General features: G+C 72.1%; 15 protein-coding genes. 9 read left to right on the forward strand and 6 right to left on the reverse strand.

Annotated elements, in window-relative coordinates:
* Positions 1 to 251 (reverse strand): putative acetyltransferase (locus AOK00_RS30645; protein ID WP_437441457.1); only part of this gene is annotated, 251 nt, incomplete at its 3' end.
* Positions 252 to 363: 112 nt separating this feature from the next.
* Here AOK00_RS30645 and fdxA point away from each other — a divergent pair.
* A complete protein-coding gene (gene fdxA / locus AOK00_RS30650) occupies positions 364 to 684 on the forward strand; it encodes a ferredoxin (RefSeq protein WP_015035968.1) in 321 nt (106 codons plus the stop codon).
* A 108-nt stretch (positions 685 to 792) separates the two neighbouring features.
* The gene (locus AOK00_RS30655) at positions 793 to 1,887 is read left to right on the forward strand and encodes a bifunctional succinyldiaminopimelate transaminase/glutamate-prephenate aminotransferase (RefSeq protein WP_055603469.1); all 1,095 of its coding nucleotides are present in this window, start codon (positions 793 to 795) and stop codon (positions 1,885 to 1,887) included.
* 84 nt (positions 1,888 to 1,971) lie between these two features.
* Here the strand turns inward: AOK00_RS30655 and AOK00_RS30660 are convergent, their stop codons facing one another.
* Positions 1,972 to 2,433: a hypothetical protein gene (locus AOK00_RS30660; RefSeq protein WP_055603470.1), complete on the reverse strand. Its 462-nt coding sequence runs from the start codon at positions 2,431 to 2,433 to the stop codon at positions 1,972 to 1,974.
* Between the two features lie 312 nt (positions 2,434 to 2,745).
* On the reverse strand, positions 2,746 to 3,735 hold the full coding sequence (locus AOK00_RS30665) for a hypothetical protein (protein ID WP_055603471.1): 990 nt from the start codon (positions 3,733 to 3,735) through the stop codon (positions 2,746 to 2,748).
* A gap of 29 nt (positions 3,736 to 3,764) precedes the next feature.
* On the opposite strand from AOK00_RS30665, the gene dapE reads away from it, so the two are divergent.
* A complete protein-coding gene (gene dapE, locus AOK00_RS30670; RefSeq protein ID WP_055603472.1) occupies positions 3,765 to 4,859 on the forward strand; it encodes a succinyl-diaminopimelate desuccinylase in 1,095 nt (364 codons plus the stop codon).
* Positions 4,860 to 4,966: 107 nt separating this feature from the next.
* Complete coding sequence (locus AOK00_RS30675) at positions 4,967 to 5,716, forward strand: TIGR00730 family Rossman fold protein (RefSeq protein ID WP_055603473.1); 750 nt, start codon at positions 4,967 to 4,969, stop codon at positions 5,714 to 5,716.
* Positions 5,717 to 5,794: 78 nt separating this feature from the next.
* Here the strand turns inward: AOK00_RS30675 and folP are convergent, their stop codons facing one another.
* Positions 5,795 to 6,655, reverse strand: coding sequence for a dihydropteroate synthase (folP, locus tag AOK00_RS30680; protein ID WP_055603474.1), 861 nt, complete (start codon positions 6,653 to 6,655; stop codon positions 5,795 to 5,797).
* Positions 6,656 to 6,758: 103 nt separating this feature from the next.
* On the opposite strand from folP, the gene AOK00_RS30685 reads away from it, so the two are divergent.
* Together AOK00_RS30685 and AOK00_RS30690 are read left to right on the forward strand one after the other, a co-directional pair.
* Entirely contained in the window at positions 6,759 to 7,085 is a 327-nt protein-coding gene (locus AOK00_RS30685) for a hypothetical protein (protein WP_030320692.1), read from the forward strand.
* On the forward strand, positions 7,082 to 7,669 hold the full coding sequence (locus tag AOK00_RS30690; RefSeq protein ID WP_055603475.1) for a DNA-3-methyladenine glycosylase I: 588 nt from the start codon (positions 7,082 to 7,084) through the stop codon (positions 7,667 to 7,669). The genes AOK00_RS30685 and AOK00_RS30690 overlap by 4 nt, the downstream gene beginning before the upstream one ends.
* A 38-nt stretch (positions 7,670 to 7,707) precedes the next feature.
* Here AOK00_RS30690 and AOK00_RS30695 read toward each other — a convergent pair whose 3' ends face one another.
* Complete coding sequence (locus tag AOK00_RS30695; RefSeq protein WP_055603476.1) at positions 7,708 to 8,511, reverse strand: enoyl-CoA hydratase/isomerase family protein; 804 nt, start codon at positions 8,509 to 8,511, stop codon at positions 7,708 to 7,710.
* Between the two features lie 312 nt (positions 8,512 to 8,823).
* Here AOK00_RS30695 and AOK00_RS37730 point away from each other — a divergent pair, with 312 nt between their 5' ends.
* Positions 8,824 to 8,991, forward strand: a complete 168-nt coding sequence (locus AOK00_RS37730; protein ID WP_009997451.1) for a DUF3117 domain-containing protein — start codon at positions 8,824 to 8,826, stop codon at positions 8,989 to 8,991.
* A 115-nt stretch (positions 8,992 to 9,106) separates the two neighbouring features.
* On the opposite strand, the gene AOK00_RS30700 is transcribed toward AOK00_RS37730, so the two are convergent.
* Positions 9,107 to 9,772: an O-methyltransferase gene (locus tag AOK00_RS30700; RefSeq protein WP_079042285.1), complete on the reverse strand. Its 666-nt coding sequence runs from the start codon at positions 9,770 to 9,772 to the stop codon at positions 9,107 to 9,109.
* Positions 9,773 to 9,914: 142 nt separating this feature from the next.
* Between AOK00_RS30700 and sigE the strand changes: the two genes are divergently transcribed.
* Together sigE and AOK00_RS30710 are read left to right on the forward strand one after the other, a co-directional pair.
* A complete protein-coding gene (gene sigE, locus AOK00_RS30705; protein WP_073912007.1) occupies positions 9,915 to 10,673 on the forward strand; it encodes an RNA polymerase sigma factor SigE in 759 nt (252 codons plus the stop codon).
* Positions 10,670 to 11,360: anti-sigma factor family protein (locus tag AOK00_RS30710; protein WP_055603478.1), on the forward strand; the 691-nt coding region annotated here is incomplete at its 3' end. The genes sigE and AOK00_RS30710, both read left to right, overlap by 4 nt.

Genomic DNA, 11,360 nt, shown 5'->3' on the forward strand with positions numbered 1-11,360 from the left:
GTGACGGACTCAGCGGCCGCGGGCGGGACGATCTTCCCGGCGACCAGGGCGGATTCCGCGATCCGGACGCTCTCGCCGCTCTTTCGTGTGATCAGCAGCACAGAGTTGTCCCATGATGTGAGAACGCCGACCGCGTCGGTGAACTTCTCGCCCGCGGCCGCTGAGTCCGTCACGTACCGAACTGAGACACGTTTTCCCACGTCAGCGCTGGTGATGCGGACCTCCAGGCGTCCTCCGCCGGTGAATTCCACAGCTTCTCCGCCCCTCCTGTTCGGATCGCCCCCAAGAACGGAGATACTAGGTGCGGGCATCGACGACGCCGCGCTCCCGCGCAGACCAGCCCTATCGAGGAGGAACGACAGCGTGACCTACGTCATCGCGCAGCCTTGTGTCGACGTGAAGGACAAGGCGTGCATCGAGGAGTGCCCCGTCGACTGCATCTACGAGGGCAAGCGGTCCTTGTACATCCACCCGGACGAATGCGTCGACTGCGGGGCCTGTGAGCCGGTCTGCCCGGTCGAGGCGATCTTCTACGAGGACGACACCCCGGAGGAGTGGAAGGACTACTACAAGGCGAACGTCGAGTTCTTCGACGAGCTCGGTTCGCCCGGTGGTGCCTCCAAGCTCGGCGAGATCGAGCGCGACCACCCCTTCATCGCCGCCCTGCCGCCGCAGAACGGCTGATCGACCGCTTCAGGTCGCATCCGGTCCCGTACGGCGTCGGCCGCCGTACGGGACCGAGGCGTTTCCCGACGCCTCACCCGCGCACGTACAGGAAGTGAGAGCCAACCCGTGAGCGCAGTCTCTTCGCGCCTGCCCGTCTTCCCCTGGGACAAGCTGGAGCCGTACAAGAAGACGGCCGTGGCGCACCCCGACGGAATCGTGGACCTCTCGGTCGGCACGCCCGTCGACCCGGTCCCCGCGCTGATCCAGGAGGCCCTGGTCGCGGCGGCGGACTCGCCGGGCTATCCGACGGTGTGGGGGACGAAGGAGCTGCGGGACGCGCTGACCGGCTGGTGCGAGCGGCGGCTGGGCGCGGTGGACTTCGCCCACGAGAACGTGCTGCCGGTGGTGGGCTCCAAGGAGCTGGTGGCCTGGCTGCCGACGCAGCTGGGTCTCGGCGCGGGCGACCGGGTGGCGTACCCCCGGCTCGCGTACCCGACGTACGAGGTCGGGGCGCGGCTCTGCGGTGCGACGCCCGTCGTCTACGACGACCCGACGCTGCTGGACCCGGCGGGGCTCAAGCTGCTCTGGCTCAACTCTCCGTCCAACCCGACCGGCAAGGTCCTCTCGAAGGACGAGCTGACCCGGATCGTGGCCTGGGCGCGCGAGCACGGTGTCCTCGTCTTCTCCGACGAGTGCTACCTGGAGCTGGGCTGGGAGGCCGACCCGGTCTCCGTGCTGCACCCGGACGTCTGCGGCGGTTCGTACGAGGGCGTCGTCGCCGTCCACTCGCTGTCCAAGCGCTCCAACCTGGCCGGGTACCGGGCCGCGTTCATCGCGGGCGACGCGGCCGTGCTCGGTGAGCTGCTGCAGATCCGCAAGCACGGCGGCATGATGACGGCGGCGCCGGTGCAGGCGGCGACGGTGGCGGCGCTCGGCGACGACGCGCACGTGGCCGGGCAGCGGGAGCGGTACGCGGCCCGCAGGGCGGCGCTGCGGGCCGCCCTGGAGGCACACGGCTTCCGCATCGAGCACAGCGAGGCGAGCCTGTACCTGTGGGCGACCCGGGACGAGCCGTGCTGGGAGACCGTGGCGTACCTGGCGGGGAAGGGCATTCTCGTGGCGCCGGGCGACTTCTACGGCGAGGCGGGGGAGCGGTTCGTGCGGGTCGCGTTCACGGCGACGGACGAGCGGGTCGCGGCGGCGGTCAAGCGGCTCGGCTGACCGCCCACGACATCCACGGCACACGGAAGGGCCCGGGGAGCATCCGCTCCCCGGGCCCTTCCGTGTGACCGGTTCCCGGTCGGGTCAGCCGCCGAGGGGCAGGCCGCCGAGGGTCTGGCCGGTCGGCAGGCCGCCGAGGCCGCCGCCCAGGGCGCCGCCGGTCGGGCCCTCCGCGCTCTCGGTGGCGGCGCCGGCGGTCTTGCCGACGACCTCGCCCGCGCTGCCGGCGGTCTCGCCGGCGACCTGCTGGGCGGCCGGGGTGGCGGTCCTGCCCGCCGCGCCGACGGTCTTGCCTGCGGCGGGGACGGCCGTACCGACGGCCTGGCTGCCGGTGGAGCCGACGACGCCGGTGGCGGTCTGCGAGGCGCCGTCGACGGCGGTGCCCGCACCGGCGGCGTCCAAGGCGCTGATGCCGCCGAGGGTGCCGGTCGGCGCGAGGTTGGGGTCCAGGGCGCTCGCGGAGCCGGCCGCACCGACCACGGGGGCTGCTCCGGCCGCGATGAGGAGGGCGGCGCGGGCGATCCGACGGGTCAGGGGGAGGGACATGGTGCTCCTTCGACGAGGTGCGAGGTGTTGTTCGGACGCAGTGACAACCGGCCCTGGGGCGGGTTGGGTTGCGGCGGTCGAAGGTAAAGACTTGGCAATGCGTCGTATTGTCGGGTGGGGAGGAAAACGGACGAACGCGTCATTGCGCAGGCACCTGGCGAACCGTCACTTCCCTTGCCCCGCAAGGGAATGGGGAAGGCGGGGCGCGGCGCGGAAAAGACGGCGCGGAAGGGTCGCGAATTTCTCCGGACGCACACCGGTGTCATGCCACGGGCGAGTGAATCGCCGTACGGGTGATCGGCTGCCGAGCGACTACTGGGCGAGGCGCACGCGGACGTACTCCCCGCCGGAGGCAGGCGCGCCCATGGTCTCGGCGGACCCCTCGGACCCCTCCGAGAACGCCTTCGAAGACCCCGAGACCTTCGACCAGCCTCCCCGCGCCTCACCCGCGCGCCACACCCGGTCCCCGTACACGACCTCCGTGATGCGCAGCGTCTCCGCCCGCGCCACGGCCCACTGCGCCAGCTCCCAGCCCCGCCGCGCGTCCGCGGCCGCGTTCCTGGACCCGGCCGTCGACCGGACCGGCACCACGAGCACCGGCGGCCCGGCCGCCGACCGGCCCGCGCTCGGGCCGCCCGTCACGGCCGTCGGAGCCGCCTTCTCGCCGAAGGCGCGTACCAGCTCCGCCCGCACCTTCTCGGGATCGCCCGGACGGCCCTCGGCGTCGCTCGCCGTACAGGAGAGGGCGGCCGGGGACCGGCCCGTCAGCGCGGCCGCGAGAAGAGTGGCGTCCGGCTCGTGCTTCGCGTACGCCTGCGGGAAACCGCTCTTCTGCACCTTCTGCGCCGCCACCGTCAGCGGCAGCCGCGAATACCCCGGGACCTTCTCGAGACCGTCGTAGAACTTCCCCGACGAGTACACCGGGTCCATGATCTGCGCCGGAGTGCCCCAGCCCATCGAGGGCCGCTGCTGGAAGAGTCCGAGGGAGTCCCGGTCGCCGTGCTCGATGTTCCGCAGCGCCGACTCCTGGAGCGCCGTCGCGAGGGCGATGGTCACCGCCCGCTCCGGCAGGCCCCGGCTGGTGCCCACGGCGGAGATCATCGCGGCGTTCGACGCCTGCTCCGGAGTGAACTCGTACCGGTTGTCCCCGGTGCCGACACTGCACCGCGGCGTGCCGGTACTGCCCGTCATCTGGTGGAAGGCCACGTACGAGGCAAGGCCGAGGAGCGCGGCGAATGCGGCCGCGGAACGGGCGAGGCGGCCGCGACGGCGGGGGCGGATGGGCTCGGACACGGGGCCCACCGTACTGGAGGCCGCGTTAGGGTCGGCACATGGCTGACATCACCCCGCTCGACACGCCCCTCGACCTGTCCCAGGACGGGGCCGCGCTCACCGCCGCCCTCGTCGACTTCCCGTCCGTCAGCGGGACCGAGAAGCCGCTCGCGGACGCCATCGAGCAGGCACTGCGCGCCCTGCCGCACCTCACGGTCGACCGTTACGGAAACAACGTCGTGGCCCGCACGCGCCTCGGCCGCGGCGAGCGCGTCGTCCTCGCCGGCCACATCGACACCGTGCCGATCGCCGACAACGTGCCCTCGCGGCTCGACGAGGACGGCATCCTGTGGGGCTGCGGCACCTCCGACATGAAGTCCGGGGTCGCCGTCCAGCTGCGCATCGCCGCCACGGTCCCCGAGCCCAACCGCGACCTCACGTTCGTCTTCTACGACAACGAGGAGGTCGCCGCCCACCTCAACGGCCTCGGGCAGATCGCCGACGCGCACCCCGACTGGCTGGAGGGCGACTTCGCCGTCCTCCTGGAGCCCTCCGACGCCCAGGTCGAGGGCGGCTGCCAGGGCACGCTGCGCGTGATCCTGCACACCGCGGGTGAGCGGGCCCACTCCGCGCGCTCCTGGATGGGCTCCAACGCCATCCACTCCGCCGCCCCGATCCTGGCCCGCCTCGCCGCGTACGAGCCGCGCAAGCCGGTCATCGACGGCCTGCAGTACCACGAGGGCCTCAACGCCGTCGCGATCCAGGGCGGCGTCGCCACCAACGTCATCCCCGACGCGTGCACGGTCACGGTCAACTACCGCTACGCCCCCGACCGCTCGCCGGCCGAGGCGCTGGCGTACGTCCGCGAGTTCTTCGCCGACTGCGACATCGCCGACTTCGTGGTCGACGACGAGAGCCCCGGCGCCCTGCCCGGCCTCTCCCACCCGGCGGCGGAGGCCTTCATGAAGGCCGTCGGCGGCAGTGCCCAGCCCAAGTTCGGCTGGACCGACGTGGCCCGCTTCAGCGCCCTCGGCGTGCCCGCGGTCAACTACGGCCCCGGCGACCCCATCTACGCGCACAAGCGGGACGAGCACGTGCCCGTCGACCGGATCCACCACTGTGAGGCACGGCTGCGCGACTGGCTGACCGCCTGACCGCCTGACTTCCCTCGTCCCGACTCCCGTAATTTCGCATTTCGTCACCTCTGTGGTCCTACGCTGACCGGACCAGAAGATCGTTGGATCGACGGAGGGAGCAGGCCATGGGTATCCCTGAAGGGGAGACGAAGCCGGAGGAGCAGCGGCTCGGGCCGGTGCTCAGGCGCAGGGACCAGGTCCAGCCGGGCACCACGGACCAGCGGCTGCTCGACACCGAGGGCGACTCGGAATGGGTGCACACCGACCCCTGGCGGGTCATGCGCATCCAGTCCGAGTTCGTCGAGGGCTTCGGCGCCCTCGCCGAACTGCCGAGCGCGATCAGCGTCTTCGGCTCGGCCCGCACGAAGCCGGACTCGCCGGAGTACGAGGCGGGTGTACGGATCGGCAGGGCGCTCGTCGAGGCCGGCTTCGCGGTCATCACGGGCGGCGGCCCCGGCGCCATGGAGGCGGCCAACAAGGGGGCCCGGGAGGCCAAGGGCGTCTCGGTGGGCCTCGGGATCGAGCTCCCCTTCGAGCAGGGGCTCAACCCGCACGTCGACATCGGCGTGAACTTCCGCTACTTCTTCGTCCGCAAGACGATGTTCGTGAAGTACGCGCAGGGCTTCGTGGTCCTGCCCGGCGGACTCGGCACCCTCGACGAGCTCTTCGAGGCGCTGACTCTGGTCCAGACCCGCAAGGTCACCCGCTTCCCGATCGTCCTCTTCGGCACGGAGTACTGGAAGGGCCTCGTGGACTGGCTCCGCGACTCGGTCGTCGCGGGCGGCAAGGCCTCGGAGCGGGACCTGCTCCTCTTCCACGTCACGGACGACGTGGACGAGGCGGTGGCGCTGGTGACGAAGGAGACGGGCAAGTAGCGGTCCACGGGGCGGGGGCGACGGTCCTCCGTCGCCCCCGCCCCGTTCCGTCCCCGCCGGGTTCCGCCCCGCGCCCGGCTACGCCAGGCCGCGCCGCGCCACGGCCGGCGCCCGGTGCCCGGCGATGGACGCCACCATGTCGAGCACCTGCCGCGTCTCGGCGACCTCGTGCACCCGGTACACCTGCGCCCCCAGCCAGGCGGACACGGCGGTCGTCGCCAAGGTCCCGAGGACCCGTTCCTTCACCGGCCGGTCGAGCGTCTCGCCGACGAAGTCCTTGTTGGACAGGGACACGAGCACCGGCCAGCCCGTCTCCGCCATCTCGCCGAGCCGCCGCGTCGCCTCCAGGCTGTGCCGGGTGTTCTTCCCGAAGTCGTGGCCCGGGTCGATCATGATCGCGTCCCGCCGCACCCCGAGCGCGACCGCCCGTTCCGCGAGCCCCACGGTCACGCGCAGGATGTCGGCCATCACGTCCTCGTACTCCACGCGGTGCGGCCGCGTCCGCGGCTCCGCGCCGCCCGCGTGCGTGCACACGAGCCCCGCGCCGTACTTCGCGGCGACCTCGGCGAGTCCGGGGTCGACCCCGCCCCACGCGTCGTTCAGGACGTCCGCGCCGGCCTCGCAGACCGCCGCGCCGACGTCCGCCCGCCAGGTGTCCACGCTGATGACGACATCGGGATGGCGGCGGCGGACCTCGGCGACGAAACCGACCGTGCGCCGCGCCTCCTCCTCGGCCGTGACCTCCTCGCCGGGGCCCGCCTTCACCCCGCCGATGTCGATGATCGCCGCCCCCTCGGCCACGGCCTGTTCGACGCGGGCGAGCGCCGGCTCGTCCCGGAAGGTGGCGCCCTGGTCGTAGAAGGAGTCCGGGGTCCGGTTCACGATCGCCATGATCACCGGCTCGTGCGGCCCGAATTCACGCCGTCCCAAGCGCAGCATCCCTTTTGTCCTCCCTCGTGTCCGTTCGCCTGCGACCCTAGCTGTCGGTGGCGCATGGCACGATCGGCACGGGACGTTTTCCACTCCGGGGAGAGGCACGCAGGTGTTCTGGTTTCTGCTCATCACGATGGTCGTGGTCGTGGCCGCGGTGACCCTGGCCGTGGTCGGCGGCGGCGACAGCGAGGTGCTGCCCGACGTGGCGCCCGAGGAGCTCGTCGACCCGCTCCCCGCCGCCCGCCCGGTCGACCGCGCGGACGTCGAGGCGCTCCGTCTCCCCGTCGCGGTCCGCGGCTACCGGATGGCGGACGTGGACGACGTGCTGGTCCGCCTCGGCGCCGAGCTGGCCGAGCGCGACGCCCGGATCTCCGAGCTGGAGGAGGCGCTCGCGGGAGCGGCCGCCGCCGGTGACGGAGAGGACGGGCCGGCGTGACGGCCGGCGGCGCGGTGCCGGGCCCGGACGGGCGGCTGCGCTGCCCCTGGGGCCTGTCGACCGAGGACTACGTGGCGTACCACGACGAGGAGTGGGGCCGCGCGGTCCACGGCGACGACGCGCTGTTCGAGCGGCTCTGCCTGGAGGCGTTCCAGTCCGGTCTGTCGTGGATCACGATCCTGCGCCGCCGCGAGGGCTTCAGGGCGGCGTTCGCCGGTTTCCGGATCGCCTCGGTCGCCGGGTTCGGTGACGCGGACCGCGAGCGGCTCCTCGTGGACGAGGGAATCATCCGCAACCGGGCCAAGATCGACGCGACCCTGGCCAACGCGAGACTGCTGGCCGACTGGGCCCCGGGCGAACTGGACGAGCTGATCTGGTCGTACGCCCCCGATCCAAGGACCCGCCCCGTCCCGCGTACCGTCGCGGACGTCCCGGCGGTCACGGACGAGTCCACGGCCCTCTCGAAGGCCCTCAAGAAGCGAGGCCTCCGCTTCATCGGCCCGACCACGGCCTACGCCCTGATGCAGGCCTGCGGGCTGGTCGACGACCATGTGAAGGGGTGCGTGGCCCGGGGCGGGACGTAGCCCCCGGGCCCTGCTCATGGCTCCGTCGGCCGGTCCCGTCAGCGGCCCAGGTACTTCGGCTTCTCCTTGGCGATGAAGGCGCGGACCGCGATCGTGTGGTCCTCGGAGGCGCCCGCCCGGTTCTGGAGCTCCTCCTCCTTGTCCAGTGCCTCGGACAGGGAGTGGTCGGCGCCGTAGGCGAGGGACTCCTTCAGGGCCGCGTACGCCACCGTCGGGCCCGCCGCGAGCTTGCGGGCCACCTTCTCGGCCTCGGCGGTGAGGTCGGCGGCCGGGACGACACGGTTCGCGATGCCCAGCTCGTACGCCTCCTGGGCGGTGATCGAGCGCGGGAAGAGCAGCAGGTCGGAGGCGCGGCTCGGGCCGATCAGACGGGGGAGCGTCCAGGACATCCCCGAGTCGGCGGTCAACGCGACCCCGGCGAAGGAGGTGTTGAACGACGCGGTGTCCGCGACCACCCGGTAGTCCGCCGCGAGCGCGAAGCCGAAGCCGGCCCCGGCGGCGACGCCGTTCACGCCGGCCACGACGGGCTTCCGCATGCCCGCGAGCGCCTTGGTGATCGGGTTGTAGTGGTCCCGGACCGTGTTCATGGTCTCCTGGGTGCCGTTCTCGTGGTCCGCCATGAGCAGACCCACGTGTTCCTTCAGGTCCTGGCCTACGCAGAACGCCCGCTCGCCCGCCGCGGTGAGCAGCACCGCCCGTACGGCGGGGTCCGACGCGGCCGTCTCGGCCGCGTCGCGGAGGGCGACTTTCGCCGCCACGTTCATCGCGTTCATGGCCTCGGGGCGGTTGAGCGTGATGGTGGCGAGCCCGTCGCTCACCTCGTACAGCACCGTGTCGGCCATGGGGTTCCCTTCGCCTCTTTGCGTGGTTGACCTGCACAGCATGGCGGACATCATCCGCCCCGCCCATGTGAGCTGCGTCAAAGATTTGAAGGGCTCGGCCGGACGCCGAGCGGCGAAGTATCGCAGGCCGATCGCCGAAATGTGGGGTTTTGAGAGAGCGCGTTGCGCAAGCGATGCCATTCGATGTTGGTCATCGGGTCCTGCCATGCGGGATAATGACCTGGAAGCAATGTGTTCGAAGCCGGTGACGCGTGCTCCAGGTCATGGAGCTGCCCGGCTGACAATGAGCTGGTTTCAGGAAGGGGAACAAGCATGGCGGCCATGAAGCCGCGGACGGGTGACGGCCCGCTCGAGGTGACCAAGGAGGGGCGGGGCATCGTCATGCGCGTTCCGCTCGAAGGCGGCGGTCGGCTTGTCGTCGAGCTGACTCCCGACGAGGCCGAGGCGCTGGGCGACGCCCTGAAGAAGGTCGTCGGCTGACCTTCCCTCGCATCCTGAGCACTGCCCCGGTACGGTCCGACCGTGCCGGGGCAGTGGTGTGTCCGGGGCCGGATGGATGGGCGTCGCGTCGGGGGTGGGGCGGGTCCGGGGCTTCTCAGCCGCGGCGGACCGCGCACAGCAGGCCGTCGCCCACCGGCAGCAGGGAGGGGATGAGCTCCTGGCTCTCCCGCACCGTGCGCAGCAGCTCGCGGACCCGCTGGACCTCGGCCGGCTGGGCCGCCGAGTCGACCGTGCGGCCGTCCGCGAAGACGCCCTCGAAGCAGACGAGTCCGCCAGGTCGCAGCAGGCGCAACGATTCAGCGAGGTAGTCCAGGTACTCGAGCCGGTCGCCGTCGCAGAACACGAGGTCGTACCCGCCGTCCGCGAGGCGGGGCAGTACGTCCAGGGCCCGGCCGGGGATGAACCGTGCCCGGTTGCCCGCGAAGCCCGCCGCGCGGAACGCCGTCTTGGCGAGCTGCTGCCGCTCCGGCTGGAGGTCCACCGTCGTCAGGACGCCGTCCGGCCGCATCCCGAGCAGCAGATAGATGCCGGACACGCCGGTGCCCGTGCCGATCTCCGCCACCGCCTTCGCGTCCGCCGTGGCCGCGAGCAGGCGCAGCGCCCCACCGGTGCCAGGCGACACCGAGGGCAGCCCTGCCTCCCGGGCCCGCTCCCGGGCCCAGCGCAGAGCTTCGTCCTCGGCGACAAAGGCGTCGGCGAACGACCAGCTCGTCTGCCGGTTGGCGGTAATGGCCCTCTCCTGTCCCCGTAGTTGACGCAACGGTGACTGTATCCGCTGTCAGCGGGAACCCGCAGATGGGACCGGGCGTTCACCAGGGGAAGGACGCGGCAGGAGGAAGCCGGGGGAGCCGGTTCCAAATTCGCGTAAAGATTCTTATCCGGAGCTAACGGGCGAGGTGGCTATGGTAGGGGCTCCACTGGACACCACCAGAGCCGACAGGGGAGGTGCGGCTGCGCCTGTGGATCGGGGAGGAGTGCTGCGGCGTCTTCTCAGGTCGGCGGGTGAGCCGAAATCCGTGACCGACACCGCTGACCGAATCCGCACCGCCGACTCCGCTCCCACCACCGCGACCTTCGCATCGGATGCGGAATCGCAGGCGTGGACTCCGCCCACCTGGGAGGAGATCGTCAGCACGCACAGCGGCCGGGTATACCGCCTCGCATACCGGCTGACCGGCAACCAGCACGACGCCGAGGACCTGACCCAGGAGGTCTTCGTCCGCGTCTTCCGCTCGCTGTCGACGTACACGCCGGGCACCTTCGAGGGCTGGCTCCACCGCATCACCACCAACCTCTTCCTCGACATGGTCCGCCGCAAGCAGCGCATCCGTTTCGACGCGCTCGCCGACGACGCCGCCGAGCGGCTGCCCAGCCGTGAGCCCTCGCCGCAGCAGGTGTTCAACGACACCCACTTCGACGCCGACGTGCAGCAGGCCCTCGACACCCTCGCGCCCGAGTTCCGTGCCGCGGTCGTCCTCTGCGACATCGAAGGACTGTCGTACGAGGAGATCGCCGCGACCCTCGGCGTGAAGCTCGGCACCGTCCGCAGCCGTATCCACCGCGGGCGCTCCCACCTGCGCAAGGCCCTCAAGCACCGCTCGCCCGAGGCACGGGCGGAGCGTGCCCTGGCCTCCGTCGGATGGGAGGCAGGGACAGCGTGAGCGCCACACGCCCCTCGTCACCGACCCCCGCGGAACACCACCTCGGGGACCGGCTGGCCGCGCTCGTCGACGGCGAACTCGGCCACGACTCCCGCGAGCGGGTCCTCGCCCACCTCGCGACCTGCGCCCGCTGCAAGGCGGAGGCCGACGCGCAGCGCACCCTCAAGAGCGTCTTCGCCTCGGCGGCTCCGCCGCCACCCTCGGAGGGATTCCTCGCCCGGCTGCAGGGGCTACCCGGGGGCCCCGGTGAGCCGGGAGGACCCGGCGGCCCGCGAGGCCCCCTCGAAGAACTCCTCGGCGCGGGCGGTGTGAGGTCCGACGGCTTCGCCACGGCGGCCGTCGTCACCCCGCACTCCGCGCACTCCGCCCCGCAGACCGGCTTCCGCATCCACGAGGTCGGCGACCGCGCGTCCGGAACCTCCTGGCGCGGCCGGCGCTTCGCCTTCGCGGCGGCCAGCGCCGTCTCGTTCGCCGCCATCGCCCTCGGCGGCACCCTGCCGCAGGACGCCTCGGTGAACGCGAGCGCGCGCGGCGGCCAGGGCACCGGCACGGCGGTCACCCCGCTGCGTGCCACCGCCACGGGCCCCGGCGGCGGCACGGCCGTCTCCCGGGGTACGCGCTCCGGCGAGCGCGGCGCCCAGTCCGTCGACGGCTCACCGGTGGCATCCGGGGCCCCGCTGACTCCCG

The sequence above is a fragment of the Streptomyces aureus genome (genome assembly GCF_001418135.1).
GTDB lineage: Bacteria > Actinomycetota > Actinomycetes > Streptomycetales > Streptomycetaceae > Streptomyces > Streptomyces aureus_A.